Below are 25,577 nucleotides of genomic sequence, written 5' to 3'. Positions count from 1 at the left end.
CGTCCATGTTTGCTCTGGCGGGCTTGTAGTCCTGGCGGCACGCGGCGATGTCGTGGTTAAGCAGGGCGAGCCGTTCTTCGAGCGTCTTCTGTTTGCGGGTGAGCACGTCGATGCTCAGCGCGCCTTCGAGGTGGGCGTCGACGAGGCGGTCTTGTTGGTCCTCGATCCGCTTCTTCTGGGCCAGCAGGTCTTCCAGGTCGTGGTGCGCTTCGGCCATCATCTGGTCGAAGTCGGCGTGGGCTTCTTGGCGCAGTTTGGCTCGGACGGGCGCGGGGATGGTGACGGTGGTGTAGTGGTCGGCGACGAGCCGTTCGACTCTCTCGACGTGGATGGCTTGCATCTGGCAGTCGGTGGCTTTGCGTTGTCTGCCGGAGCAGATGAAGTACGGGTAGATGTCGCCGGTGTGGCTCTTGGCGTTGGTCAGGATGAGCCGGGAGCGGCAGCCGCCGCAGTAGACGGTGCCTTTGAGGTAGTGGTCGTGTTTCTGCGTGTGCAGTTCGGCTTTCGCGTTCGCGGCGAGGACGGCCTGGACTTGCAGGAACACCTCGGGCGGGACGAGCGGGGTGTGGCTGCCTTTGTACATCTGGCCCCGGTAGACGACCTGGCCCTTGTAGTAGGGGTTCGACAGCACCTTGTACAGGTAGGACTTGGCGATTGGTTTCGACGGGTGCTTCGGGGTCGGCAGGGTCACAAGGCCCCGTCGGGTGAGTTCCTCGCGGAGCTGGGCGACGGTCCAGTTGCCGGAGGCATAGGCCTTGAACGCCCAGGCGATCAGGGGTCCGCGTTCCGGGTCGGTCTCGACGGTGCGGACCCGTCTGCCGTCGTGGTCGCGGACTTGGACGTTGATGTAGCCGATGGGCGCTTTGGTGGGGGTGCCGCCGGTCTTGGCTTTCTGGGTCATGCCCTTGACCACCTCGGTGGCGAGGTTGCGGGAGTAGAACTCGGCGATGGTCGACATGATGCCGTGCAGGAGCATCCCCGACGGGGTCTCGTCGATGTTCTCGGTCGCGGACACGAGCACGACCCCGGCCTGTTTGAGGGCGAGGTGGATGGCGACGTCGTCGGCGCGGTTGCGGGCGAGCCGGTCGACCTTGTGGACGATGCAGTAGGTGATGTGGTGCCGGGCGACGAACTCGAGCATGCTCTGCAGGGCGGGCCGGTCGGCTTTGCGGGCGGACTCCCCGGCGTCGACGAACTCCTCGACTACGAGCGCGTCGAGTTCGTCGGCCTTCTTGGTGTTGGCGGTGCGCTGGGCGGGGATGGAGAACCCTTCGTCGGTGCCGCCTTTCTCGGCCTGCTCTTTGGTGGACACGCGCAGGTAGGTGACGGCCAGGGCGCGTCCTGCGGCCCCGAGGGTCAGGTCGTCGGTCATCTCGGCTCCGTTCACGAGACGCAGGCGCGGGCGGCCACCCCCCGGTCTGCCGAGGTTGGCCGACCGCGCCATGCGGGCGGTTGGTTCGCCGACGGTCGTCTGCTCGTGATTGCCCCGGCGGCGCCTGGGGCGGCCTTCCCGCCTCGTGGGCGGGGCTTCCTGGTTTGTCGGCTGGTTGATGTTACCTCTGGTCAGACGGGTCGGAGGGCAGGTCGCGGCCCTTTGAGGTTGGTTCCCGGCGACAGCCTCCGCGCAGGCCAGCCTTCGGGCGGGGCGTCGCCCTCGGACAACGCCGCGACCAGGAACAAGTCCTTCAGCCGCAGCGGGTCGAACCGGTCGGGCCGTTCGTCGGTGACGGTGAACTCGCGTTCGGCCTGCGGCGCCCAGTTCGTCTTCTTCCGGTACCCGGCCATCACGCCTCCTCGACGTCTTCGCCGCCGGACGCGATCATGCGGAAGTAGCGGTCCTCGACGCGGCGGCGGCGCCCCGTGTCCCACATGACGCAGGCGACGAGGTCGTCGTAGCGGTCGGCCAGGTTGACCGGCGGCGGGAACTCGTCGATCTCGGGGCCGGGCTCGCCCGGCCACATGGTTCGCTGCTGGGGGCGGCAGGTGTCTAGGCGGCAGCCCAACTGGGAGACGGCTTCCCGCATCCGGTTCTTCCACTCGTCTAGGTCGCGTGTCCAGCCGAACGGCGCGGAGCCGTGCTGCTCCTGGTCGAACGCGGCCAGCCAGTGCGTGTGCAGGGCCGACAGGTGCTCGACCAGGAGCGGGTGGCGGTGCCAGAACGGCGGGATCACGGTGACGTCCAGGTTGAACGTGACGCGGAGGTCTTCGACCCATTCGTTCAACGTCAGCCACTCGAACTCGGCCTGGTCGGCGCTGAGCGCCGCCCACACGACCGGGCGGGGCGGCCCGCCTGATCCGGCGCTGCCGCCGATCTCACCGGTGGCGGGCCTGGTGAATTGCTGGTCGGCGGCTTGGAAGTCGAAGTCGTCAGGGTCGGCGAAAGTGGTGGGCACGGCGGTCACATCCCCACAGCCGGAGCGGCCTGGGCGGCGGGCGCGGCACTGACGGCGTTGGTCGGGCCTTGTTGGACGCGCGCGGTCCGGTCGACGGTGTAGTTGGTGGAGGCGTTGTCGTGGCCGATCTTGCGGGCGATGAACTCCTCGCGGTTGACGGTCTGGCCGGCGTCGGCGGTGACGGTGTAAGCGTGCACGCGGCCTTCGGCCACGAACTTGTCCCCTTTGGCGAACCGTTCGGCGGCGCGTTCGGCGGCACGCCGGAACATCACCAGGTCGTGGAATGTCGACTCGCCTTGGGTGTGGGAGCCGTCCGGGTTGCGGGTCCAGGTCTCTTGGCCGACCCGCATGTACATGCGGGCCTCGCCCTGCCCGGTGCGGGTCAGCTGCGGGGTGGTGGCGACGAATCCGGACATGGACTCGTTGGTCTTGATGGGCATCTGGTCTTCCTCATGCTCGGGGCGACCGCCCGGTTGGCGGCCGCGATCACCGGGCAGGTGCGCCGCCCGCCCCAACCGCCAGGTCAAAGCGACAAGGCCGGAGGCTGGGACGGTGGCGTTGGTGTGGCCCCGGTCGGCTGGGACGGCCCCGCGGTGCCGCGCAGGGGCGCGTGCTTGGGGTGGATGCGGCGCTGGAACAGCAACTCGTAGGTGGTGGAGGCGGTGTCGGGGCCGATGCGGCTGGCGTGGAACACGGGCCGCAGTTCGGACTGGCCGGTGTCGGCGTTCCACACCTTCTCCTCGGCCATGCGCCCTTCGGCGATGAACTGGTCGCCGACGCGGAACTGCCCGGCGGCTCGGATCGCGGGCACGCCCTTCAGGACAAGGTGGCACAGGTCTGGTTCGGCGCGGACGACGCCTCCATCCGGGGTGCGGGCGTGGCGGGCCTGGCCGACGGTCATGTCGAGGCGTTGGGTGTCGCCGTCGGGTGAGATGACTGGTTCGGAGGCGACGAACCCCGACAAGGACTGATGCGTGTTGACGGCCATTGGCGGTCTCCTTTTGGGCGGGTCACGGGTGGAGGGACGCCTCGACCGCCTGGCGGTCGGCGGCGAGTTGTTTGCCGTCCGGGCGAGACGGCCAGGGACGTAGGTCGGCGATGATGGGCCGGGTGGTGCGCAGCAGGATGACGCCGGTGCCGAACGGCAGGGTTCTGACGGTCTCCGGTGGCATGACCGGCACCCGCCGGATCGACCGTTGGGTCGAGGTGAAGCCTTGCTCGTTGATCGTGTCGCTGGTGGTGGTCTCGTCCCGTTCCCCGATCAGGGTGCTGATGTCGCGCAGGTCGGTCGGGCTGGACGCGCCGCCGAGGATGATCTTGACGATGCTGGCGTCCCAGATCGCTCCGGCGGCGTTCTGGCCCCATTTCTGTCTGGCCTGCGCCAAGGACTGGAGCACTGGCAGAGTGGTGATCCCGGTGCCCCCGCCCTCGGCCATCAGCACCGGGAGCGAGGGCAACGGGGCGAGGTTCCCGATCTCGTCCAGCGCCAGGGTGAGGGGCGGGTCGAGGCGCGCGCCAGGCGACCTGGCGGCGAGTTTCCGGGCGGTCTCGACCAGGTCCTCAATGAACGCCGCCACCAGGGCCGACGACGCGCCGGCCCCAGCGCCGGTGGCGAGCAGGTAGAGGGTGCCCCGGTCTAGGAGGAACCGGGCCGGGTCGAATGTTTCGCCTTTGCCGGGCGACACGGCCGCCAACACCCTCGGATCGGCCAGGGCCGACAACGACAGGGACACTCCTTGCCAGATGGAGTCTCTTGTGCGCGGGTCGGCGTGGATGGTGGCGTCGAGGGCCTCAGCCCAGCCTGTGGCGGCGTCGGGGCTGGTGCGCAGGATGCCGACGGCGTCGTTGGCGGAGTTCGGGTCCAGGGTCCAGCGGAACAGTTCGGCGGAGTCCCGCTGGCCGAGGGCGGCGGCGTGGAGCAGGGACTGCAGCGCGACTCGGGTCTTGCCTTCCCAGAAGCCGCCGTTCTCGACCCCGCCGCCGCCGATCCCGGTAGCCGACGCCAGGCCGGTTGCCCGGATCATCGCCGTCAACGGCTGCTCGCAGCCCCGCACGGGCGACCAGCGCAAACCGGCGGGCAGCCCCTCTGCGAGTTGTTGCGGGTCGAACACCGCCACCGGGCCAGCCTTCTGACGGGCTCTCATAGTGGCGGTCAGGTTGTCGGGGCGGGTCGAGGTGGTGACGACAGCGCCGGGCGCGTCCAGGATGGCGTTGATGACGATGTGCAGTCCCTTGCCCGACCGGGGCGGCCCGATCAGCAGGATCGAGTCCTCGACCGACGCCCACACGCCAGCCCCGTGGCTGGTGCCTAGCAGGTAGCCGACATCGGTCGGCTGGGGTTTCGGGACGGACGGGCGCAGCGTTCCGGCGCGTTTGAGCAGGGCTTTGGATGAGGCGAGCATCCGGATCTCGTCGCGCGTGGCGGTCCCGGCGATCCGGCGCGGGTCGACCTTGGCCCGGCGCGAGTGGTCGCGGACCACCCGCCACAGCCACACGCCCCCGACGGCCGGGGCGGATAGCAGGACGCAGGCCACCAGCCAGTACATGACCGGGTGGAGGCCTTCCGCTCCGATCACTGTCCCTGGGTGGGTGGGGCGGGCAAGGATGAGGAGGCCGGACGCCCACGATCCGGTGGGCTGGTCGTGGCCGGTGATCAGGCAGGCGAGGCTGCCCGCGCCGCGCAGCACGAGGCCGAGCAGGCCGATGGCGAGCAGCAGGCCGATCCCGAGGTTCGCCAGCGCGTCGCGCCCGGCGGGTACGGGGGCCTGGCTCATCGGCCCGCGTCGCCGCGCACGACACTGGACCGGGCCGACGCCAGACCCGCCAGGACGGCCTCCCCGGTCACCAGGTTGGCCAGCACCCAGGAGGGCAGGGTCACCGCCGCGCGCCCCTGGTGGTCGGCGGCGACGTGCCCGACTACCAGGCCCACGGCGACCTGCTCGCCGGGCTCGAACCCGTAGGCGGCAACCACCGCCTCCCCCTCGCGGCGCCGGGGCGGCAGCGCAGGCAGGCCGAGTAAAGACTCCAGCCGTGCCCCTAGCCCCGACGCTTCCGGTATGGGGGCGGGTTCGGGTTCGTCCAGGAGGCGGACCCAGGACGCCTCGGGCGTCGGCTCGCCGACAGGCTGGGCGGGAGGCGGTGCGGCGTGGCTGGGGTGCGCCTGCCGGGCGTGCTGAGCGGCCTGCGTCGGCGCTGTGGCGGCGGGTGTGTCGGTCAGGTCGACGACGCCGGTGGTGCGTGTGCCATCGGTCTCGATGATCTCGCAGGTGAACGGCATCGGGTACTTGGTGTAGATGTGGTCCATCACCTTACCGAAGTCCGTCCGCTTCAGCGGCAGCCAGTCGGCGGGCGCCTGGTAGGGGATGCCGAGCAGGCGCACGCTCATCAGGTCGGGCTCGGACATGGTCACCGTGGCGATGGGATCGCCTTCTTTCCACGGCGCGTACAACGGATCGGACACGGTTCCTCCAGAGGCTTCACGGGGCGCGGCCCGGATGCCGCGTCCCCTTCGTGCCTGCCAGGTGCGCGTCCCGCCGCCAGCGGTCAGCGGAACTCAGGAGATCCCCAACATCTTGGAAGTCGTGTCGAACAGCCGGAGTTCGTCAGGGTGGAGCTGATGGGCGACTACGAAGGAACGATCCTTGATCCGCCACAACCCCTGCCCGGTCGACAGGGTCGGCAAGAGCCGCATCTCGGTTCCGGTCAGGCCGAGGGTCTCGGCGGTGCCTGTCATCTGGTCGGACTCCTGCCGGTAGATGATCCGGGTCTCCGCGTTCGCCAGCAGCGACGAGGCGAGGGCGCGCATAGCGGTGCCCTGGTCGCCCACGTTGTCCAGGTCGGTCAGCTTGTGGAAGATCAGCATGTTCGCGATCCCGTAATGCCGGGCCAGCCGCCATTGCGCGTCCATCCGCCGCAACAGGGCGGGATGCGACATCAGCCTCCACGCCTCGTCGTAGATCACCCAGCGTTGCCCGCCGTCCGGGTCCAGGAGCGCGGACTCCATCCACGCCGACGAGCACGTCATCAACACGCTGATCAGGGTCGAGTTCTCAGCCACCCGCGACAGGTCGAGGGACACCATCGGCAGGCTCGGGTCGAACCTGACGGTGGACGGCCCGTCGAACAGACCCGCCAGGTCGCCGGCGACCAGGCGCCGCAGGGCGTGGCCGACCTGCCTGCCGTCCTCGGTCAGCCTCCCGTCCGGGTCGTCGCGCCGGTCCGGGGCGAGAACCCGGTCCACGACCATCGGCAGGATCGGCACGTCGCACGCACCGACCGCTGAGACCAGGGAGACATCGATGGCGGTGTGCTCCAGCGGGGCCAGCGGGCGATCCAGGACTGTCTCAGCCAAAGCGCCGATAAGGTCGCGTCGGCGCGATGCGACTTGCGCCCGCCACTCCACGTCCGACAGGTGGCCGGGCCTGTATCCCTCGTCCAGGGGGTTCAGCCGGGCGGCCATGCCGTGGCCGAGCCGGATAGCTTTGCCGCCGACGGCTTCGGCGACGGCGGTGTGCTCGCCCTTCGGGTCGCCCGGAACGTACACTCTGCGGCCGAAAGGGATGGAGCGGGTGTAGAGGGACTTGGCGAGGGATGACTTCCCGGAGCCGACGATCCCCGCCAGGACGATGTTCGGGGCGGTGATGAGACCGGCCCGGTACAGCACCCACGGGTCGTACACGAACGACGCCCCGCCGAACATGTCCTGCCCGACGAACACCCCGTCAGACCCCAAGCCCCCCTCAGCCAAGAACGGATACGCCCCGCCAAGCGTGGCTGTGGTGTCCTGATGCTGCGGCAGACGCAACCGGCCCGGCGTGCGTAGCTGGGCCGTTCCCGGCTCCCCAGCGGCAGGCAGATAGGTGGCCTCGCGGGTTTCCTGGCGCGCGGCCTCCAGAAGGGCGCGCTGCTGAGCTTTCTGGGCGCGCTCGCCGTCGACAACTGCTTGACGCGCGGCCCGCTCCTGCGCTTTGCGGTCGCGGCGAAGCTGTTTGGGGGGCCTGACCAGGACTGCTGCGTGGACGTGATCGTTGCTGGGCATGGTCACACCGTCCTGCATAGAGGTAGCGCGGCGACGGTGAAGCCTTGGGCCTGTTGGCCGACGAGCGTGCGGGTCTCGCAGGAGGCTTGGACTGCGGCTTGTTCGATGGCGGCGAGCGCGGCTTGCAACTCCGGTTCGGACGGGGCAGAGACGGTGATCAGGCCGGTGTAGCGGACGATGCCGTGGCCGGATGTGAGGTCGGCTTCTTGTTGGAGGACGTCGTGGTATTCGGCGGTTTGGGCGGCGTCCTCGATCTGGCCGATCTTGGCGCGTTGGGCCTGGTCGGCGATGTGCTCGGTCTTCTTCCTGCGGATGTCGCGGGCGGCCTGGTCGGCCCGCATCGGCGTCACCGTCAAGGAGAAGGTGCGTCGGATGCCGCACGACAGCAGCAGGGGCGACAGGAAGCCGGGGAAGACTTGGGCGCGCGGCCATTCCGAGACCCACAGGACGGCGTGGAAGGCGGTGTCGGTGCGCATGGACGCCCAGGACTCGTGGACGGCGACCGGCCCGGCATTGGACAGGTCGCGTCCGATGGCCCGGTTGCGTTCGAGGCGGGTGGCGGATTCGGGGTCGTAGGCGGCGCGGAGCATGAGCGCCAACCGACCGGGGCCGAGCCATTCGCCTAGGTTGAGGTCGGCGCTGCGCAGGGCGGTGGCGAGGGTGTTCATCTCTTGGCCGAGGACGGAGGCGGCTCCGCGCATCCCGCCGCCCGCGCCCCGGATCGCCCTGGCGGCCAGCCGCATGTCGAGCGCGACGGAGATCGTGGTGGCGTGGCGTTCGGAGGCGGGTCCGGCGCGGTCGACCAGGTCCCGGTAGACCTTGGCGGTCCAGGAGCCGTCGTCGGTGCCGTGGAGCCGCCACCAGTCGATCAGGCCGGAGCCGGAATCCGGCAGAGTGCGCTCCAGGACTTGGAGCCGGGCGATGCGCCCGGCGCGGCAGCAGGTGGCCAGGACCCGGCCCCAGGATTGGACGCGGCGTTCCTGTTCGGCGGGGTCGAGCAGGACGAATGACGGGTGGGTGACCTCGGCCACCGCTGTCAGGGTTTGGGCGTGGGGGTCGTGGACCATGACGGCCCCGGTGGCGGGGTCTTGGTGTTGGCGTAGCGCGGCGGCGTCTCCTGGCAGGGACAGGGTGCCTGCGGGGCGGGGTTTGGCGATTGTCTTCTTGAACATGGTTTGTCCCTTGTGGGTGCGGGTGAGCCAGCGGATGATGACGGGCGCCCATTCGATGAGTTTCCTTCCCGCCACGCCGATCAGGGCGAGGCAGCAGGCGGGCAGCCAGACGACGGCGGCGACCGTGAACGCGGCCGCCCCTCCGGTGTACAGGGCGGCGACCATCACGGCAGCCGCGAGGCCGAGGCAGGCGAGTTGCGGCCCGGACAGGCCGAGCAGCAGCCCGCGTTTCGACAGGCGGCTGAACTTGACCGGGTTCAGGTCGTAGCCGTCGCGGTCTTTCGTGGTCTGGGCCATCGGCTACGCCCCCTGCGGCGCCGGCGCCGGGGGTTCGGGCGGCGGCGGTGTGCTGGAGGTCGGCGTGAACGTGGTGGCCGGAGCGGTCGGCGGGGTCGCCTGGGCGGCGTCGGTCTGCCCGGTGGCCGCGCCGCCGACCCCGCCCCCGGCTTTCGGCCCGGCGGTGGCCGCCCCCTTGACGACCTGCGCCCCGATGATCACGGCTGCCGCTGGACCGGCAGCGGCTGCGCCCCCGGCTGCCGCGCCGCCCGAGGAGGCACCCGCGCCGGCAGAACTGGCACCGGCGCTGGCCGATCCGCCTGCCGCCGCACCGCCGCTGGACGCGCCCGCCGACGCGCTACCCCCGCCGGAGCCCGCGCTGGGCGAGGCGGGCGGCGGGGTCGAGCCGCCGCCCCCGGTGCTGCTGGAGCTGGTGCCGTTGCCGCCGAGGATGTTGGACGGGTTGGAGGCCTGGGGGCGCGCCGGGATGGGCCGGTTCATGGCTGATTTGGCTTCTCGCTCGGCGCTCATCAGGTGGTACATGTCGGCTCCCATGAAGGAGATGAACTTGTAGCTCATGTAGGGGGCGAACGCGGCAATCATCATCAACACGACGCCCGCGACCGGCTCCGACACCGATTGCAGGTCTGGGTCTATCGGGGAGGCGGTTTGGGTGACGGCGACCAGGAGGGTGACGACGAGGACCAGCTTCGACAGGATCATGGCGATGACGAACATGGCCCATTTGGAGAACCAGCCCTTGGTGGCGTCCCAGGACCATCCGGCGGTCGCGAACGGCCCGAACACGACCGCGACGAGCAGCAGCGCCTTCCTGACGAGCAGGGAGAACCACACGACCAGGGCGGAGGTGATGGCCAGCCCGGCCAGGAAGATCGTGATGATCGCCCCCACGCCGGGAGCGGCGATGTTGATCGCGGTCAGCCCGGCGGCCAGGACGGCGATCCTGCCGCCCATGGACTCCATCGTGTTCCCGGTCGCCTGCACGATCCCGACGCACAACTGGTCGGTCGCCTCCAACAGCAGACCGGTCACGGCCAAGACGAGGAAACTCCCGAGGACGGACTTGGCCAGCCCGGTGGCGGCGCGTCCCAGGGCGGCGGGTTCGTGTCGTATCAGCCCGGCGACGAGTTGGAAGCAGAACAAGATCAGCATCAGGAAGCAGGCGGCCCCGAAGACCAGGGCGTAGACCTGCCGGTAGCCGGAGTTGGTCACGTCGACCATGGTGGTGGTGTCGAACACGGTCCAGACCTGTTCGAACACCCACCCGGCTGCCGACCCCATCGCCGAGGCGAGCCAGTCGAACGGCGCCGACACCAACGTGGCGACACCGTCGCCGACCGCGTCGCACACATATGAGACGCCCGGAACGTCGCAAACCCCCATCGTCTGCTCCTCTCAGCTGTAGGAATTCAATGGATTTGGCCACCATGACCAGGTTGTTGACCACTGGTGACCGTATTGCCGCAGGTGGCAGTCTCGCCCTGGTGGTCGGGTCGAGGTGGAACACGCATCGCAGTTGTCCATTTCTTCAGTCGTGGACGCCAGCCCCCGGCCGCGTCCGCCTCGCTTATTGGAGTGGTCCCGCGGCGGTCCCCGCCCGGGCGGGTGAGGCGCTTCTCTCCAGGTGCGCGGCCGCAACCAGGGGCTCCATCTGCGGTTTCGCGGCCACGGCCGCCTTGCGGGGGGCCGTTGATGTACGGCCCGGTCGGCGATGGGCCTGCTCCTGCGCAATGCTCGGAATGGCCAACTGGGCGGTCAATGGCCAACTGGTGGCCAACTATGCCGGTCGATTGGCCAACTAGAACGAACCCCTACATCAGCCCGACCGGGTCAGACGGACTGGCCGACGTTCCAGAAGAAGTTGATGAGAGTGACGGACGCGCCGCAGATGATCGCCGCCGCGCAGGACACGATGACACCGAGCTTGCCCCGGCTGGCGAGGTGCGGGTTGCTGGAGTTGGCTCCGAGGCCCCACACGATGGCCGAGATGATCAGGGCCAGCACCGACAGGATCAGGCCGACGGTCATGACGGCGCCGACGATGGTCTTCAACTGGGAGATGCCGGGCAGACCGTTGTCGTTCGGGGAGATGTTGATGTCCATCGGCAGCAGACCGATGGCGGGGAGCGCGGCGTGCCAGAGCCTGGTCAGCATGCTTGTACCTCTTTTGCTTGTCGTTCGCATCCGGAAGCTGGGTCGCTCCGGGCCGCCAGGCAGGTGCGCTGGACTGCCCCACGCCCGTTCGGGCATTGTGTTGGCCAGAGGCTTTGCCCCGCCGAAGGCGAGCGGGGATAACGAAGACGGACGACCGGCTCCACCGGGGCCAACCCAGGTGACTGCCTCGACCAGCACGACACGGAAGGCACGACAATGCTCCGACTCGGCATCCGCCTCGCCGCCGCCCTCTACCGGCTGTGGGGCCACACCCCCGCCAGCAAGCTCATCCCCCGCGTCCGCGCGCATCCCTTGAGATGGGCCGTCCCGGCCGCGGCCCTCGGCCTGCTCTGCTTCCTCGCCGCCGCGACACTGACCAGCGTGATCAGCCGTGGCGGCAGCGGCTGGCTGCATCTCGCGGTGGTCGTCCTGATCGTCGACGGAATGCGGCTGCTCGCCATCGGCCCATGGGGAGTCGCGATGCTCGCCCGGGACAGGCTGTCCCGGACCTCACGGCCCCGCCTGGCGGAACCGGCGGCCCAGCAATGATCCGACATCTGTGGTTTTGGGCACCCGAATCCTCCGCGCCAGGATGACTTGCGCGAGGTGCAGGCGGGGCCGCGCCGAGAGCGCCACCCGCCGACCAGCCCTCGTCTGCCGCGAATTGCAATCCGCCCTGGCCGGCTCACAGAGGCGGGAGGCCTAGAACTGCTCTCCGACGTGGATCAAGAAATTGGCCCATGAGACGCCCGCCCCGGCGACAGCGGCGGCGCCGAGGGCGATGAGCACGCCGGTCTTGCCTTTCGCAGCCATCTGGTAGTTGCCTTGGGCTTCGCCGACAGCCCAGCAGATCGCGGAGGCGATCAGGGAGGCGACGGCTGCGATCAGGACGATGGTGAGCAGCGCCCCGACAATGGCGGCGAGAGTGTTGCCGCCGACGGCTGAGAAGTCTGGGGCCATATCAGTTCCCTCCTGTGTAGCAGCCGCCCGCGTTGGCGGTCGGGTCGGTCATGGTGGCCGCGCCGTGCTGGGCGAGCCAGACGTCGGAGTCGGTGACTTCGTTGTAGTCGCTGTTGGGGCGGATCTCGAAGTGCAGGTGGGGGCCGGTGGAACGTCCGTTGGAGCCGACGTCGGCGATGTGCTGCCCGGCGACGACACGGTCCCCGGCTTTGACGTAGAGGTCGCCGTCCCACATGTGCCCGTAAAGGGAAGCGACCAGCTTGCCGTCGACGGTGTGGTTGATCAGGATGGCGTTGCCGTAACCGCCGCGCGGCCCGGAGAACGTGACTGTGCCGTCGGCAGCGGCCAGGATCGGTGTGCCGTCGGGTGCGCTGTAGTCGGTTCCGGCGTGGAGGGTGTACACGCCGGTGACGGGGTTGACGCGCATCCCGAAGCCCGACGTCTTGACCCATGTTCCCGCCGGGAGGGGGAACACGACGCTCCCGGTCTCCGGGACGCTCGGGTCCGCTGTCCCGCCGCCGTTGTTGGGCGCGGCGGGCCTGGTGAGCGCGGCGAGGATGGTGTTGGCGACGGGTTCCCAGTTGGCGTACCGGTCGGGGTAGGCGGACACTTCGACGGCTTGGGCGGCGGCTCCTTTGGGCATGGTCTTCCAGTCGGGGATGTCGAGCAGCCCTCGGGGCGATGGGTGGTTGGGTCCGGTTTGCCCGCCGTAGAAGGCGCGTGCCTGGTAGACGGGGGCCATGAGTTGTTCGACGGTTCCCCAGCCGGAGGCGTGGCGCATCTGGAACAGGCCGAGGGAGTCGTGGTCGGACCCGTCGCCGTCGTTCGGGTAGTCGGCGGATTCGGGGTAGGCCGACGTGTTGGCGAGCATCCGCAGCCGGGACTCGGTCAGCGCGGCCATCAGGGCGATGACGACGCCGTCGCGGTCGACGCCGGGGGTGCGCCCGCCGACGGTGATGATCGTGGCCGCGTGGCCGAGTTGTTTCCGGTTCAGCGTGACCGACACCCCGGCGCTGTCCGTGGCGGTGAGGGACTCCGGGATCGCCCCCACGGTGAGCGTGACGGTGGCGCAGGTGGCTTTAGCGGCCGGGTTCATCAGGCAGGCGACCGCGAGGAGCGGCAGGGCTGGGCCGACCATGAGCAGCCCGGCCAGAACGAGCGCGGTCTTCTTCACGGGTGCCTCAGTTCAGCGGGTTGTCCAGTTGGGACAGGCGCATCAGGTGGCATTCCGGGAACGACGGGGCGCAGGTGACGAAGACCGTGAACGACACGTCGTGGTCGCTGCTGGTGGGCTGGTCTTGCCAGACGCCTTCTCGGTGGCGGGCGCCGGCGATGGTGTAGGCGGCGGTGCCAGGCAGGATCGCCCCCGGTTGCGCGTCGGCCTGGGCGGTCTGCCACGAGGCGGGCTCGGCGACCGACCCGATGTCGAGGCTCTGACGGGTCCCGTGTCGGCGCAGTTTGGCCCAGGTGGTGGCGTCGGGCAGGTAGTTGCCGAGGTCGGAGGCCAGTCCGGCGGTCTCGTCGCCGGTCGGGTCGGCCAATCCGATGAGGGTCTCTTTAATGGCGGCGGGGCTGGTGGCCAGGGTGTCCCAGTCGAACAGCAGATGCGCGACCCTGGTGGCGAACGCCTCCGGGTCGCGCTGCGGCGCCGGGGGCGGCGTCATGGCCGGGGTGGGCGCTGGCGACGCCGTGGCCGTAGCCGTGGGCGCGGGCTGGGGCCGCGGCTCCGAGCGTGGTTTGAGGAGCAGGCCGTAGGCTCCGACGCCGACGGCCGCGCCGAGGGCCACGACGGCGAGGACGGCACCGAGCCTCTTCGACGGTCTGTGGCCATGGTATTGGTCTGGGTCGGTGTGGCGCATCGGGTTCCTCTTCCTCGGCTCGGCTGGTCTGTCAAGAACCCAGGTGCGCCGCCCCCGCCAACACCAATGCGGGCCGCCCCGCGATGGGGGCGGCCCGCTGCCCGTGTTGTCGTCAGGCGCTGAGCCCGAGTCCGGCTCTGGCCGCGGCGACCCGGTCGAGGAAGGCCTGGCCGTCGGCCATGGTCTTTTTGAACTGCTGCCACTGCTTGTCGGAGAGGGCTTCAGCGACGGCGGCGACGTCGTACTCCTGCGGCCAGTCGCTCATCTCGTTCCACGTCCAGATGAACTGTTTCACCGACCGGGTCTTCGGCCCCGGCTCCGGCTTCGCCGGTTTGGGTTCGGGGACAGGTTTGCGGCCCCGCCGGGCGGCTTTGACCCGGTCGAGAGCGGCTTTTGCCGCTTTGTCCAGGTCGGCTGGGGTCATCGGCTGGGTGTCCTCCAGTTTCCGCAGCAGGATCGCCCCGGCTCTCGCGGCCCCCCTGACCGGGTCTGGTTCGCCCGCGTCGGCGGCCATGCGTTCCAGGTCGTCGATGCGGACCAGGGACCGCAGCCGCAGGAACTGGGGGTCGACCGGCCCTCCGGCGTCGATCTCCGCGACAGCCTCGGCGGCTTGGTCCCGCAGCCCCTGGGGGCGGGTCGTGTCGGCGGCGATCTGCTTGATCGCCAGGACTTTCTCCATCGTCATGTGGGACGCGCCGGTCCCGATCATGTCGGCGGCTTTGCGGCGGGAGTCGTAGCGTCCCTCCCACGGCGCCGCTAGATTAGCGGCGCCGCCCGGCGGGCCGGTCTCCGGCTCGGCCCCGAAACGGCTGGCCTGCTGGCGGCGGGCGGCCTCCTCGGCGACGACGTCCTTCAACTCCTCGTACAACTCAGCCAACTCGGTCTTCGTGAACCCCTTGTGCGACAAGTTCTCGTCCCGTTCTGCCATCAACGCGGTGAGCCGGTCGGACAGGCCCGTCCTGATCCACACGTTCACCGTCTTCCAGCCCAGCCGTTTGATCGCCTCCAGCCGCCTCGCGCCGCTGATCAGGACCCCGTCAGGGGTGACGGTGATCAACTGGATCAGTCCGTGCTGGGAGATCGAGTCCGTCAACGGCTGCAAGTCGCCCAAGTCTTTGCGGTGCCGCGCGCCGACCATGATCGAGTCGACCGCCCACTCGAAGCCGAGATTGTCCGCCGCCACGATCATGCCCTTCCGCCGCCTGGGGCGATCAAGGCGATGGCAGCTGCGACCGCCGGGTCGGTTTCGACGTCCTCGTCCAAAGCGAGCCGCAGCAGCAGGCCCTTCCCGGTCGATGTCATGGCGGCGGCTTCCGACGGGGCGCCCAGCAGCAGGCGCAGCAGGCCGGTCCACGAGGCGGCGGGGATGCCCGCCGCGCACCGCCACCTGCGGTCCCGCCGCAACGCCTCATACGCCGAGGGGCGCGACCCGGAGTCGGCCAGTTTGCGCAGGACGACCTCGACGGCCAACAGAGCGGAGTCGAACGGCCAGCCGTTGCGGGCGAGCAGCCCGGCGACGTGCCGGGCCTGCTGGTACACGGTCGGCCCGTCCCAGCCGCCGGGAGCCTCCGGGTCGGCCTGCGTGAACGCCGGGTCGCAGTCGAGGGGCACCTGGTCGCGTTCGCACATCCGCTCCGCGCGGCAGCCGGACAGGCCGCCCCGGCGGGCGGTGTCGACCGAGCACAGGGCCTCCTCGGCGAACTGCCAGGCCCGGAACGTGGTGGCGACGGCGTGGACGATCACACCCCACGGGTCGGCTGCCCCGTACCGGGTGGCCGGGTTCCGCATCGCCTCGAACGCCACCGACATGGCGTCGGTCTCCTCCAAGCCGTGCTTTCGGGCCAGCCCCGCGAACCGGTCGGCGGCGTATCGTATCAACTCGTCGGCCTCCGGGTCGGTGCGCCACCCGTCGTCGCTCTGATGGATGCGCAGCAGCGCCGAACGCAGATAGTCGGGATCGGCGAAACGGTCCCAGGAAGGATCTCGGGGTTGGGTCATGGGATGACCTCCTTTCGCCTGGCAGGTGCGCGGCGCTTCTCCGAGCGCTGCATGTGTCGCGGTCTGGCTGGTCATCTGCCCACCGCCTGGGCGGACGACTGCGGCGGGGTGGAGCCGAACGCGGTGACCGGCGGCAGGTTCGGCGCGGAGGCGTTCGCCGCGCCGCGCCTCGACGTGGCGGCGCGGGCAATGCCGTGACGCATCCGCTTGACCAGCCGGGTCTGTCCGCTGGCGTGAAGGTCCGCCAGCCGCTGCCCGCGCCCGGCCAGGATGTCCGACACGCGCACCCACTCGATGCCGGACCCTTTGCCCCGAGCGGCCTGCTTCGAGTCGGCCTTCTTGGCCGAGGGGTCGCCATGCCGGGCCAACGCCGCTGGCTCCTGCTCGGCGGCAGGCCTGGGCCGCTCGGCGGCTGCGGCCATCTGTTGGCGGCGGTCTCGCGGGTCGTCACTCATCGTCTTCTCCAGTCGTCTCGTTTCCGGCCTGGTCGGTGGTCTTCAGCCAGCGGCGGATCGTGCCGATCGACCTGCCCAGGTCGTCGGCGATCTCCGCGACGCTCCACCCGTCGGCCCGCATCCGGCGGGCCTTCCCCATCAGCCAGGTGCGCTCCCCGTCCCCAGCCGCGTCCGCGCCGGGCGCAGACGGCGGCGAAGACGGCTTCCTCTGGACTGTGACGAGCTCTGGCGCGGAGACCGGCGGCGGCGCGATGGCGGATGTGGGAGGTGGCGCTGGTTGCGCGGCGGCTGGTTCCTGGTCAGACCGGGTGAGGATGACGGTCATATGGGTGGCGGCCAGCAGGACGACCGGCGGGACCGTGGCGACGGCGGCTGCGATCAGCGGGGACTCCGTGTCGAGCCGCCACGCCTGGGCGGCGTTCGACGCGACCGACATCAGCGCTCCCGCGGCCAGCAGCGCCCAGGCGTAGCCCGTTCCCCGCCTCCCCGCCAACGCCACGACCGAGACGGTGGCGACGACGATGACGCCGTCCACGATCAGCGGCCACTCCCACGCCTGCGCCGGGTCGATCCCGAACCGGACGGCGAAGTGGATCAGCGACGTGAACGACAATGAGAACGCCCCGACCGCCAGCAACACCGTGCCGGCGATCCCAATGGCCGCAACCCAACCCGACACCCGCCGGTCGCCTGGTCTGCTCACAACACCACCGCCGCGGCAGTTGCCGGCCCAGGCCGCGACGGCGACACCGGGGCCGATGGCGCTGAGGCAGCGTGGGCGCGCCGGTACGCGGATCGGACGGTCGCGGTGATCTCACGATCCAGCAGGCCCGCCCGCTGGGCGGCGGGGGCGAGCGCCGCCAGGGTGTGGTCGAAGGGCCGCCCGGCCTCCACGAGCCTGCACGCCGCGAAGAACAATCCGGTGTTCCGCTCGCCCTCCGGACGCGACGACACCCACCGGGCCAGCGCCGAGTCCTGGGCCGTGGCCGCCACCCGTCCTGGGGTGACCCGCGTGGCCATGCGCCGCCGGGCGGCCTCGGGGTCGACCAGGTCGCGCAGCCGTCCGGCGTCCACCGGCATGGCGTGCGGGAGGACGCGGAGCACCTGGTATCTGACCGGCGTCCCGTCGACCTCGATCTGGGACGGCGGGACGATGATGTAACCGCCCGCGCCCCTAAAGTCGACGTGGGCGCTGCCGCGCGCCCACGACATGCGCGGCGCCTGCGGGTTGGACGGATAGTAGTAGTGCATGCCGCCGGACGGGGTCCGCACCGCCATCGCCCAGTCCTCGCCGACCCCCTGGGCGTTGGCCTGCCGGAACCGGTCGAACCCGGAGCCGCCGCCGCGGACGTCCACATCAACCACGTCCAGGCCGGACACCGCACCGGTCGGCACGCCGATGTTCGCCTCCGGACGGCGACGCCACCACGCCTCCACCCGGCCCGCGTCGGTCGAGGCGTCCAGGAAGCCGTGGCGAGTCAACGGCTTCTTCCCGCCCGGCTCGCAGGGGAACACCGGCACGCCGGAGCGCGCCAAGGTCAGGGCGGCCAGCGCGGTCGGCCAGCCTTGTGCCCGCCTGATCGCGGACATCCGGGCGGCGACCACCGCCAGGTGCTCGTCGTGGGCCTTCCAGTCCATGTTCTCGTCCTCCGGTTCGCGCGGTTCGCTGCCGTCTGCCAGGTGCGCGCCGCGTCCCCGAACCGCCGACCGGGCGGGCGGGAGAACTAACCGGAAAGGAGCCGCCGGAACCGGCGTTCAGGGGCGCGGTGCGCGCCATCCATGACGCCAGAACGTCGGCGGAAACAGAAGAGCTACTGCTCGAACACAAGAGAATCCAACGGACGCAACACGCAATCCGCCGGATCGATATGCGGCGCGAACGTCTCACGCCACCGGGTCGGCGACATCGTCACCGCCGCCTTGAACACCCGCCCAGCGGCGTCCGGGGAGTCCCACCCCGCCAGCCGCCCGATCTCCCCGACGCTCATGTCCGTCCCGGCGAGAAGTTGGCACATCCACTGCACCCGCAACGACTGCACATAAGCCAGAGGCGTCTTGCCCATCTGATCCTTGAACGCCGCGTAGAAACGGCTCTCCGACAGGTAGACCGCTGCGGCGACCTCGGCCATCGTCATTCCCGTCGTGTAGTTGGTTTGCAGAATCCGGCGCGCCTCTTCGATCTCAGGTGACAGCGGGCGAAGAACCGTCATGTCCGCCAGGGTCGCCCGCCGCGACCTGTCCGGCAGCCGATGCGGCCAGCGAGACCCTTTCTCCCGCTTCAACAACGGAACCACCTCCCCAAGGGTGGCCGTGACGATAGCCTCGGCGGTCAGCCAATTCCGCCGGATACTCCGGTTCCTGGTGAACTCGTCCAACCGGCCCAGCCACTGCCCGACCGTCGCCACATCCGTTCGCAACCGCACCACCTGGCCGGCGACCGGCAGTTCGACGTTCGCCAGGATCGCCGCCGCCCGCCGGTCCAGTGCATCGGGATAGTGCGCTGCCCTGGTCTTGTCAACCAGGAATCCCATCGACAAGAACAGCCGCGTGAACTTGACCTGCCAGTCGGGCACGATAGCGCACGGCACCCCCGGCATGAGCACGGCGACGTCGCCCGCGCGCACGCGCTGAGGACGGCGCACATCGCTGAAAACGATGTAACCGTCACCCTCCAAGACGACTAACATCTTCAACCAGTCGTAGGCGACCGGCACGTGGGCTTTGCGCTGAGTGACCACCTGGGCGCAGAACTGAACACCCGGCTCTACCACGAACTTCTTGGGGCTTCGCCCAACCGCGCCGGGCTCTGCGCTCCTGATCACGCGCCCCAACTTGGTGGACCCGCGTCACAGGCGCGGGGCATCGCGTGCAGCTGGACACCGATGCTCCTGCTGGCGGCCCAATCTCGGGGCTTACACGACACGAGGTCGTAGAACCCCACGCCCGGCGGAGGACGTCGAGTCGCCAGGCGGTCGTCGGGCCACTGCCACTGGGAGTGGCGTATTGCCTTCCCTTCGGGTTGCTGTCCCAGGCGGGCGGGTCTTCGGGGTTGCGGTTGGGTTGTTCGAGGCGGGTGGCGTCGAGTTCGGGGTCGCCGCGGGCGTCCAACAGGGTTCTCGCGGAACGGGGCTGGCGTGTGAGAGCCGGTCTCCGCGCCGACTGGGCTGATTGCCCGCAGCGCGCAGACCACGGCGCGCCGCCGGGTATGACCTGCGGCTACGGCTGGGGCGGGTTCGCAAACGGTCAAGGCTGGAGCAGCACTTTGACCGCGCGCCGTTGGTCCATGGCCTTGTAGCCTTCGGCGACTTCGGATAGCGGCAGGGTCAGGTCGAAGACTTGGCCGGGGTCTATCTCGCGTCGCCAGATGCGCCCTATAAGGTCGGGCAGAAACCGGCGCACCGGGGCGGGGCCGCCGTGCAGGTGGACGCCGGAGCCGAACAGTTCGATGCCGTCGATGGCGACTCCGTGGGAGACGCCGACGAAACCGGTGTGCCCGCCGGGACGGGTCGCGCGGATGGCTTGCGTCATCGCCTCTTGGGTGCCGACCGCCTCGACCACGCTGTGCGCGCCGAGCCCGCCAGTCATGGCCTTGATCCGGGCCACGCCATCGTCGCCGCGTTCGGTCACAATGTCGGTCGCCCCGAACTTCAACGCCAACCGCTGGCGGGACTCGTGCCGCGACATGGCGATGATCCTCTCCGCGCCCAACTGCTTCGCGGCCAGCACCGCGCACAGGCCGACCGCACCGTCGCCGACAACGGCGACCGTCTTGCCTGGTCCGGCCTCGGCGGCGACCGCGCCGAACCAGCCAGTGCCCAGCACGTCGGAGGCGGCCACCAGCGACGGGATCAGATCGTCGTCCGGCAGCGCCGGGGTGGGGACTAGGGTGCCGTCGGCCAACGGAATGCGGGCATACTGCGCTTGGGTGCCGATCAATCCCATCAACGTCCGGTTGACGCAGTGCGACTCGTACCCGGCCCGGCAAATCTCACACGTCCCGTCCGAGGACCAGAACGAGCCGACCACGAACTGGCCTTCTTTGATCTGGTGGACTTGCGCGCCGATCTCCTCGACCACGCCGACGTACTCGTGGCCCATCGGAAGGTCCACCACCGGGTCGGTTCCCCGGTACGGCCACAGGTCCGAACCGCAGATGCAGGTCGCGGCCACCCGGATGACCGCGTCCGTCGGCTCGACGATCTGCGGATCGTCGCGTTCGACGTAGCGCACGTCGCCAGGGGCGTGCAGGATGGTTCCGTACATGGCTTTCCTCCTTGAGGGTCAGGCTTCGGGGATGCCGCCGAACTGGGAGAAGTCCAGGTTTTCAGGGTTGAACTTCTCGCCGTCGTCCAGCGCGTCGATCTGGGCCAACTCGTCTGCGGTCAGCGTGAAATCGAAGATGTCGAAGTTCTCTTTGATGCGTTCGGGGCGGACGGACTTGGGGATGGCGGAGCGGCTCTGCTGGATGTGCCAGCGCAACATGACCTGGGCCGGGGTCTTGCCGTGGGTCTGGCCGATGGCGGCCAGCACCGGGTCGTCCAGGGTGCTGTGCGGGTCGTTGGGGTCGGAGAAGCCCGGATAGAACGTGATCCCGCCAATCGGGGACCACGCCTGGGTCACGATGCCGTTCCGCGCGTGATACGCCTGAAGGGCGGGCTGGGTGTTGTACGGGTGCAACTCGATTTGGTTGACCGCCGGGACCACACTCGTCTCGGCCAACAGGGCGTCGAGCCGGTTCGGCTTGAAATTGGACACGCCGATGGCCCGCACCGCGCCATCGGCGAGCAGCTTCTCCAACGCCCGGTAGGCGGCGATGGTCTGGTCGAACGCCTTGGGCGCGGCCTGGTGCAGGATCAGCAGGTCGACGCGGTCGAGGCCGAGTTTTCCGGTGGCTTTGTCGAAGGCGTGGAGGGTCTCGTCGTAGCCGTAGTCGGAGACCCACACCTTGGTCTCGACGAACACCTCGTCACGCGGCAGGCCGGAACGCCGGATCGCTTCGCCGACCTCGCGCTCGTTGAAATACGCGGCGGCGGTGTCGATATGGCGGTAGCCGGTCCCCAGGGCGGTCAGGACGGCCTGGACGGCCTGGTCGGGCGGCGTGCGGAAAACGCCGAAGCCGAGGGCGGGCAACGTGACGCCATTGTTGAGGGCCAGGATGGGCGGTTGAGTCATGGCGCTCACATTAGGAAACTTCAAGCGCTTGAAGTCAAGCAGGCAGGCCGAGCCCGTCGATCCACCGTCCGACGCTCGCTGCGGACGCCCCGCTGGGGAAGCGGATGCCTGGAGTCCAGGTCGTGGAACCGTCGGTGAGGGTGTGTAGGTCGGTGTCGCTGGCGCCGACCGGGCTGGAGCCCGACGTGCAGAACGGCACCACCGTCTTGCCGCCGAAGTCGTGGGACTCCAGGAACGTGAGCGCGGCCTTCGGAGCCTGCCCCCACCAGATGGGGTAACCGAGGAACAGGGTGTCATAGGCGGTCATGTCGAGCGCGGGGCCTGCCAGCGGGGGACGGGACGCCGGGTCCGCGTTCTCAAGGCTCGACCGGGAGCGCGGGTTCTGCCAATCAAGATCCGCCGAAGTGTAGGGCTGGGCGGGCGTGATCCGGTACACGTCCACTCCAACCACCTCGGCGATCAGGTCGGCGATCCGTTCGGTGGCGCCGGTGGCCGAGAAAAAGGCCACCACGCCGCAGTTTGTTCCCATGACTTCTCCTTCACTCGTATTGCCTGTCGCCTAGCCTAGGAAACCTCAAGCGCTTGAAGTCAATCGGGCAGAGAAAGCGTCACGGTGGCCGGGCCGGGGCCGAGCAGGCCGATCAGTTCGTCGCCGGTCAGATCATCGATGCGGCCGAGCCGGGTGAAGTCCCACGAGTTGGGAGCGTAGTAGATGACGAAAGCGCCGCCCTGGTACAGGATCAGGTCCCCAGGCCCGGTCGTTGTCGGCTCGTCGTTGCGCGGCAGGGTCGTGCCGAGCGGGCCGACCTTCTCGAAACCGCCGTAGTCGTCCATGTCCAGAGTCAGCGGACCGCTGCCCAACAGATCGAGCAGCGCCCGCGTGGACGAATTGTCCACCAACGTGGCGGTGAGGCTCTGGCCGTTCACGGCGAGGCTGAGCCGCATGGCGTGCTCCGTTTCCGCCGCGGGGCTGGGGTCGGCGGTCGATGTCGGAGCCGTCACGGCGGCGGCATCAGTTGGCGGGACGGGTAGCGAGGGTGCCCAGACCGATGCCGAAGGCGCCGGGTCCGAGGGCGCAGGCACGGAGCACCCCGCCACGAAGACGGCCAACAGCGCCGCGGCCATGCGGCTTGCTCTCCGTCTCATGGCGTCATCCCTCGGCGGTCGCCTGGGTGTACTGCCCGTCGGTGACCGGCTCAAACCAGGCGGTCTCCCCGCGAGTGATCGCCAGGTGCGTGAACCCGGCGTCGGGGGCGGCGCCGTGCCAGTGGCGGGCGTCCGGGCCGATCTGGGCCACATCGCCGGGCCGCAAGAGCCGCGCGGGCTCGCCGTCGAGTTGGACGTAGCCCCTCCCGGCGGTGGCAAGAAGAATCTGGCCGACCGAGTGGGAGTGCCAATGGTTGCGGGCGCACGGCTCGAACGTGACGTTCCCGACCGTCACCGACTCCGGGCCGGGCTGTCCCGCCAAGGGAGCCAGCCACGCCTTGCCGGTGAACCAGTCCTGGGCGACCAGTTCGCCGAGGGGGAAAGCCGTGGCCGGGGCGACCGGCCCGCCGTCGGCGAACACTTCTTTGGCGCGGCTGAGCGCCGACCACGCTTTGGGCCAGCCCACGTAGAACGCCAGATGGGTCAACGCCTCGGCGATCTCGGAGGCGGTCACGCCGTTGGCCTTGGCCGCCCCCAAATGGTGGCCGAGCTGCTCCAAGTTCCCGCCCGACACCAGCGCCGCCACCGTCACCAGCGACCGGTCCCTGGCCGGCAGCTCCGCCGTCCTCGACCACACCTGGCCGAACAACACGTCATCGTTCACCTCGGCGAACTTGGGCGCGAACTCTCCCAGCGCGTCACGTCCGGCTGTGACCTTGGCCATCAGCTGCCCCTTGTCCCTTTCACGTCCTGCGCCACCGCCCTGGCCCGCTCGCCGATGCCGGCCGCCTCCGTGTCGTCCCCCGCCGCCACCGCCTGCCAGTAGCGGACCTTCAGCTCCACGTACTCACGCCTGACCCGAAGAGCCTCGGCTTCCATGTCCAGGCGGTCGCGCTGCGCCTCCAGCAGGCCGATCTGCTCCGAAGCGCCCGCCGCCCCACGCAGCGCGTTGCCCAGGTAGACGCGCATGTCCTCGATCGGCATTCCAGTGCCCGAAAGGCACGCCACGGCGTCCAGGTAGTCCAAGTCCTCTTGGCTGTAGACCCGGTGCCCGCTCGATTGGTCCCGTGCCACGGCGGGGGTCAGCCCAATCGACTCGTAGTAGCGCAACGCGCTCTCCGACAGCCGCGTCGCCCGCGCCACATCCCGGATCGCGTACCCGCCCCGGCGGCGGCCAACCGGCGCGGAAGTCTCACCGTTGGCGGAAGTCTCCATGATAGAAGAATAGGAAACCTCAAGCGCTTGAAGTCAAGGCCACCTGCTCTTGGGCGTCGAGGCGGCCCCGTGCGGGTCTTGCGGGACGGACACCACGGGGATCCGGAGGTCTACCGGGGTGCAGCCCTCTGCCGAAACCGTCACGTCGCAAGCGCCTGGAGCGGCGCCCGCGCGGATGACCGCGAGCGCGCGGCCGTTGTAGGTGCGGTGGCGTGGGGAGGAGAAGGATTCCGGCGTGATGGGGTTGCCGCTGCCGAGGCCCAGGAGCGCGGCGTCCCCCCGAACCGACACCTCGACAGTCCTGTCCGCGAGCGGACGGACGGTCTGGACGTCATCGGTCAGGGCGATCTCCAGGTGCGCTAGGTCTGCGCCGTCCGCGATGAGTTCGGCGCGATCAGAGGCCACAGCGAGTTGCAACACTCTGGTGGCGCTGGACACTTCGTCGGTTCCCACCACCCTTCCTTCCGCGTCGTAGGCGACTGCGGCGAGCCGGCCGGGGCGATACGGAACTGTGAACGTCGCGAGGAACTCGTCACGCCGCCTCATCCGGCGCTCCCCGACACGTGCTCCATCGAGGAGCAGTTCAACACGATGCGCGTCGGCGTACACCTCGACGACCGCGGGGCGGCCTTCGCACCCTTCCCAGCTCCAGCTTCGGATGGAGTTCGTGCTACGCCAGTGTGTCCGGGACTGCTTCTCCCCGGAATGGTTCACGGGTTGAACAGCGATAAACGGGCCCCTCTGCCGGCGCCAGGCGATCTCGTTGAGGTAAGACTGTGTCTGACGCCGGCCGGTGATGTCAATCACCGGCTCGCCGGCGAGAAGCGCCGGGAATGGATGGTGCAGCCGCGTGGGCTGCCCGTATTCCCGCACCGCTACCCCGGCCTCGCCGATGTAGTCCCAACCGGCCCACACGAAGTCCCCGATGACCGAAGGCAGATCGTCTATCTCTCGCCAGATGCGGACCGTCTCGGTGGGAGCGGTCTCGGTACCGAGGATCACCCGCTCGGGGTACCGCCGGGCGTCGGACCTGTAACGCGAGTACATGTAGTTGTAGCCGGCCACATCGAGGGCGGCGAACGCGCCGCGTGCGCGCCGGTCCACCCGGGGGAAGCGCATGATCAACGGGAAAACGGCCTCCAACGCTCCGAGCAGTATGTTCACCACCCCCACGAGGTTCCCCGAACTGGCCTCTTCGCGGTCCTCGGACGGATCGGCGGGCCGCCGCTCCCTTAGTGCCTGTTTGGGAACCTATTCGAGTCGTTTGAGGAGGAGTCGGATTTGTGACCAGCGGACCCAGGCTTCGTGGCAGGCGGGGAGCATCTCGTAGTCTTTGGCGCAGCGGCGGTGGCGGGCGATCCACGCCAGGGTGCGCTCGACGACCCAGCGGCGCGGCAGCACGACGAACTTGTGCTGCTCGGTCCGCTTGACGACGGCCAGGGCCAGGCCGGTGGCCTGGCGGCACCAGTCGACCAGCTCGCCGGCGTATCCGCCGTCGGCCCACACCAGTTTCAACCGCGTCCCGGCGGCCAGGAGTTGGAGCAGGGGCCTGGCGCCGTCCCGGTCTTGGACGTTGGCGGCGGTCACCAGGACGCAGATGAGGAGGCCCATGGTGTCCACCGCGATGTGGCGTTTGCGGCCCGACACCTTCTTCCCGGCGTCGTATCCCCTGGTGGGGGCTCCGACGGTGGGGGCGCCCTTGACCGACGCGGAGTCGA

27 protein-coding genes and 1 pseudogene are annotated in these 25,577 nt (G+C 69.6%); 1 reads left to right on the top strand and 27 read right to left on the bottom strand.

Going from position 1 to position 25,577, the window contains the following annotated elements:
• Positions 1-289: 289 nt before the first annotated feature.
• The 10 genes and pseudogenes from LBC97_09015 to LBC97_08970 all read right to left on the bottom strand — a co-directional run bounded on the left by LBC97_09015 (position 290) and on the right by LBC97_08970 (position 11,054).
• Positions 290-1,372: pseudogene (locus LBC97_09015) on the bottom strand (recombinase family protein).
• 412 nt (positions 1,373-1,784) lie between these two features.
• A complete protein-coding gene (locus LBC97_09010; GenBank protein MDR2566178.1) occupies positions 1,785-2,393 on the bottom strand; it encodes a hypothetical protein in 609 nt (202 codons plus the stop codon).
• Between the two features lie 5 nt (positions 2,394-2,398).
• Complete coding sequence (locus LBC97_09005) at positions 2,399-2,833, bottom strand: single-stranded DNA-binding protein (GenBank protein ID MDR2566177.1); 435 nt, start codon at positions 2,831-2,833, stop codon at positions 2,399-2,401.
• Between the two features lie 83 nt (positions 2,834-2,916).
• Positions 2,917-3,381, bottom strand: coding sequence for a hypothetical protein (locus LBC97_09000; protein MDR2566176.1), 465 nt, complete (start codon positions 3,379-3,381; stop codon positions 2,917-2,919).
• A 22-nt stretch (positions 3,382-3,403) separates the two neighbouring features.
• Positions 3,404-5,167, bottom strand: coding sequence for a TraM recognition domain-containing protein (locus LBC97_08995; GenBank protein ID MDR2566175.1), 1,764 nt, complete (start codon positions 5,165-5,167; stop codon positions 3,404-3,406).
• Positions 5,164-5,853 (bottom strand): hypothetical protein, encoded by a 690-nt coding sequence (locus LBC97_08990; protein MDR2566174.1) that lies wholly within the window; start codon positions 5,851-5,853, stop codon positions 5,164-5,166. Before LBC97_08990 ends, LBC97_08995 begins: the two co-directional genes overlap by 4 nt.
• Before the next feature lie 93 nt (positions 5,854-5,946).
• Complete coding sequence (locus LBC97_08985; GenBank protein MDR2566173.1) at positions 5,947-7,431, bottom strand: ATP-binding protein; 1,485 nt, start codon at positions 7,429-7,431, stop codon at positions 5,947-5,949.
• A gap of 2 nt (positions 7,432-7,433) precedes the next feature.
• A complete protein-coding gene (locus LBC97_08980; protein ID MDR2566172.1) occupies positions 7,434-8,900 on the bottom strand; it encodes a PrgI family protein in 1,467 nt (488 codons plus the stop codon).
• Between the two features lie 3 nt (positions 8,901-8,903).
• The gene (locus tag LBC97_08975; GenBank protein MDR2566171.1) at positions 8,904-10,283 is read right to left on the bottom strand and encodes a conjugal transfer protein TrbL; all 1,380 of its coding nucleotides are present in this window, start codon (positions 10,281-10,283) and stop codon (positions 8,904-8,906) included.
• Positions 10,284-10,730: 447 nt separating this feature from the next.
• Positions 10,731-11,054, bottom strand: coding sequence for a DUF6112 family protein (locus LBC97_08970; protein MDR2566170.1), 324 nt, complete (start codon positions 11,052-11,054; stop codon positions 10,731-10,733).
• 216 nt (positions 11,055-11,270) lie between these two features.
• On the opposite strand from LBC97_08970, the gene LBC97_08965 reads away from it, so the two are divergent.
• On the top strand, positions 11,271-11,603 hold the full coding sequence (locus LBC97_08965; GenBank protein ID MDR2566169.1) for a hypothetical protein: 333 nt from the start codon (positions 11,271-11,273) through the stop codon (positions 11,601-11,603).
• 153 nt (positions 11,604-11,756) lie between these two features.
• On the opposite strand, the gene LBC97_08960 is transcribed toward LBC97_08965, so the two are convergent.
• The 17 genes from LBC97_08960 to LBC97_08880 all read right to left on the bottom strand — a co-directional run.
• Positions 11,757-12,014, bottom strand: coding sequence for a DUF6112 family protein (locus tag LBC97_08960; protein MDR2566168.1), 258 nt, complete (start codon positions 12,012-12,014; stop codon positions 11,757-11,759).
• Between the two features lies 1 nt (position 12,015).
• Positions 12,016-13,188, bottom strand: coding sequence for a M23 family metallopeptidase (locus LBC97_08955; protein ID MDR2566167.1), 1,173 nt, complete (start codon positions 13,186-13,188; stop codon positions 12,016-12,018).
• Positions 13,189-13,195: 7 nt separating this feature from the next.
• Positions 13,196-13,873, bottom strand: coding sequence for a hypothetical protein (locus LBC97_08950; protein ID MDR2566166.1), 678 nt, complete (start codon positions 13,871-13,873; stop codon positions 13,196-13,198).
• A gap of 112 nt (positions 13,874-13,985) precedes the next feature.
• Positions 13,986-15,056, bottom strand: a complete 1,071-nt coding sequence (locus LBC97_08945; protein MDR2566165.1) for a ParB N-terminal domain-containing protein — start codon at positions 15,054-15,056, stop codon at positions 13,986-13,988.
• Between the two features lie 2 nt (positions 15,057-15,058).
• Positions 15,059-15,871, bottom strand: coding sequence for a hypothetical protein (locus LBC97_08940; protein ID MDR2566164.1), 813 nt, complete (start codon positions 15,869-15,871; stop codon positions 15,059-15,061).
• A 71-nt stretch (positions 15,872-15,942) separates the two neighbouring features.
• On the bottom strand, positions 15,943-16,326 hold the full coding sequence (locus tag LBC97_08935) for a hypothetical protein (GenBank protein ID MDR2566163.1): 384 nt from the start codon (positions 16,324-16,326) through the stop codon (positions 15,943-15,945).
• On the bottom strand, positions 16,319-17,029 hold the full coding sequence (locus LBC97_08930) for a helix-turn-helix domain-containing protein (protein MDR2566162.1): 711 nt from the start codon (positions 17,027-17,029) through the stop codon (positions 16,319-16,321). The genes LBC97_08935 and LBC97_08930 overlap by 8 nt, the downstream gene beginning before the upstream one ends.
• Complete coding sequence (locus LBC97_08925; GenBank protein ID MDR2566161.1) at positions 17,026-17,964, bottom strand: bifunctional DNA primase/polymerase; 939 nt, start codon at positions 17,962-17,964, stop codon at positions 17,026-17,028. Before LBC97_08925 ends, LBC97_08930 begins: the two co-directional genes overlap by 4 nt.
• Positions 17,965-18,137: 173 nt before the next feature.
• A complete protein-coding gene (locus tag LBC97_08920; protein ID MDR2566160.1) occupies positions 18,138-19,148 on the bottom strand; it encodes an AraC family transcriptional regulator in 1,011 nt (336 codons plus the stop codon).
• A gap of 421 nt (positions 19,149-19,569) precedes the next feature.
• Positions 19,570-20,589: a zinc-dependent alcohol dehydrogenase family protein gene (locus LBC97_08915; protein ID MDR2566159.1), complete on the bottom strand. Its 1,020-nt coding sequence runs from the start codon at positions 20,587-20,589 to the stop codon at positions 19,570-19,572.
• Positions 20,590-20,607: 18 nt separating this feature from the next.
• On the bottom strand, positions 20,608-21,498 hold the full coding sequence (locus LBC97_08910; GenBank protein MDR2566158.1) for an aldo/keto reductase: 891 nt from the start codon (positions 21,496-21,498) through the stop codon (positions 20,608-20,610).
• 34 nt (positions 21,499-21,532) lie between these two features.
• Positions 21,533-22,027 carry a flavodoxin gene (locus LBC97_08905; protein MDR2566157.1) on the bottom strand — a complete coding sequence of 165 codons (495 nt, stop codon included), beginning with the start codon at positions 22,025-22,027 and terminating at the stop codon, positions 21,533-21,535.
• 59 nt (positions 22,028-22,086) lie between these two features.
• Entirely contained in the window at positions 22,087-22,644 is a 558-nt protein-coding gene (locus tag LBC97_08900; GenBank protein MDR2566156.1) for a hypothetical protein, read from the bottom strand.
• Between the two features lie 4 nt (positions 22,645-22,648).
• Positions 22,649-23,368 (bottom strand): carboxymuconolactone decarboxylase family protein, encoded by a 720-nt coding sequence (locus tag LBC97_08895; protein MDR2566155.1) that lies wholly within the window; start codon positions 23,366-23,368, stop codon positions 22,649-22,651.
• A complete protein-coding gene (locus tag LBC97_08890) occupies positions 23,368-23,859 on the bottom strand; it encodes a MerR family transcriptional regulator (protein ID MDR2566154.1) in 492 nt (163 codons plus the stop codon). Before LBC97_08890 ends, LBC97_08895 begins: the two co-directional genes overlap by 1 nt.
• 33 nt (positions 23,860-23,892) lie before the next feature.
• Positions 23,893-25,026, bottom strand: a complete 1,134-nt coding sequence (locus LBC97_08885; GenBank protein ID MDR2566153.1) for a DUF4982 domain-containing protein — start codon at positions 25,024-25,026, stop codon at positions 23,893-23,895.
• 84 nt (positions 25,027-25,110) lie between these two features.
• Positions 25,111-25,577, bottom strand: a 467-nt coding sequence (locus LBC97_08880; GenBank protein ID MDR2566152.1) for an IS5 family transposase, incomplete at its 5' end; no start/stop codon positions are given.

It is taken from the genome of Bifidobacteriaceae bacterium, from assembly GCA_031281585.1.
GTDB lineage: Bacteria > Actinomycetota > Actinomycetes > Actinomycetales > WQXJ01 > JAIRTF01.
The sequence above is the reverse complement of the archived record's forward strand: the minus strand, read 5'-3'. Positions and strand labels throughout refer to the sequence as shown.

Bases quoted from the DNA above. Each gene is read 5' to 3' on its own strand.
- LBC97_09005 (MDR2566177.1), bottom strand. From the start codon at position 2,833: ATGCCCATCAAGACCAACGAGTCCATGTCCGGATTCGTCGCCACCACC.
- LBC97_09000 (MDR2566176.1), bottom strand. From the start codon at position 3,381: ATGGCCGTCAACACGCATCAGTCCTTGTCGGGGTTCGTCGCCTCCGAA.
- LBC97_08995 (MDR2566175.1), bottom strand. From the start codon at position 5,167: ATGAGCCAGGCCCCCGTACCCGCCGGGCGCGACGCGCTGGCGAACCTC.
- LBC97_08985 (MDR2566173.1), bottom strand. From the start codon at position 7,431: ATGCCCAGCAACGATCACGTCCACGCAGCAGTCCTGGTCAGGCCCCCC.
- LBC97_08980 (MDR2566172.1), bottom strand. From the start codon at position 8,900: ATGGCCCAGACCACGAAAGACCGCGACGGCTACGACCTGAACCCGGTC.
- LBC97_08975 (MDR2566171.1), bottom strand. From the start codon at position 10,283: ATGGGGGTTTGCGACGTTCCGGGCGTCTCATATGTGTGCGACGCGGTC.
- LBC97_08970 (MDR2566170.1), bottom strand. From the start codon at position 11,054: ATGCTGACCAGGCTCTGGCACGCCGCGCTCCCCGCCATCGGTCTGCTG.
- LBC97_08965 (MDR2566169.1), top strand. From the start codon at position 11,271: ATGCTCCGACTCGGCATCCGCCTCGCCGCCGCCCTCTACCGGCTGTGG.
- LBC97_08960 (MDR2566168.1), bottom strand. From the start codon at position 12,014: ATGGCCCCAGACTTCTCAGCCGTCGGCGGCAACACTCTCGCCGCCATT.
- LBC97_08950 (MDR2566166.1), bottom strand. From the start codon at position 13,873: ATGCGCCACACCGACCCAGACCAATACCATGGCCACAGACCGTCGAAG.
- LBC97_08940 (MDR2566164.1), bottom strand. From the start codon at position 15,871: ATGACCCAACCCCGAGATCCTTCCTGGGACCGTTTCGCCGATCCCGAC.
- LBC97_08935 (MDR2566163.1), bottom strand. From the start codon at position 16,326: ATGAGTGACGACCCGCGAGACCGCCGCCAACAGATGGCCGCAGCCGCC.
- LBC97_08925 (MDR2566161.1), bottom strand. From the start codon at position 17,964: ATGGACTGGAAGGCCCACGACGAGCACCTGGCGGTGGTCGCCGCCCGG.
- LBC97_08915 (MDR2566159.1), bottom strand. From the start codon at position 20,589: ATGTACGGAACCATCCTGCACGCCCCTGGCGACGTGCGCTACGTCGAA.
- LBC97_08910 (MDR2566158.1), bottom strand. From the start codon at position 21,498: ATGACTCAACCGCCCATCCTGGCCCTCAACAATGGCGTCACGTTGCCC.
- LBC97_08905 (MDR2566157.1), bottom strand. From the start codon at position 22,027: ATGGGAACAAACTGCGGCGTGGTGGCCTTTTTCTCGGCCACCGGCGCC.
- LBC97_08900 (MDR2566156.1), bottom strand. From the start codon at position 22,644: ATGAGACGGAGAGCAAGCCGCATGGCCGCGGCGCTGTTGGCCGTCTTC.
- LBC97_08895 (MDR2566155.1), bottom strand. From the start codon at position 23,368: ATGGCCAAGGTCACAGCCGGACGTGACGCGCTGGGAGAGTTCGCGCCC.
- LBC97_08890 (MDR2566154.1), bottom strand. From the start codon at position 23,859: ATGGAGACTTCCGCCAACGGTGAGACTTCCGCGCCGGTTGGCCGCCGC.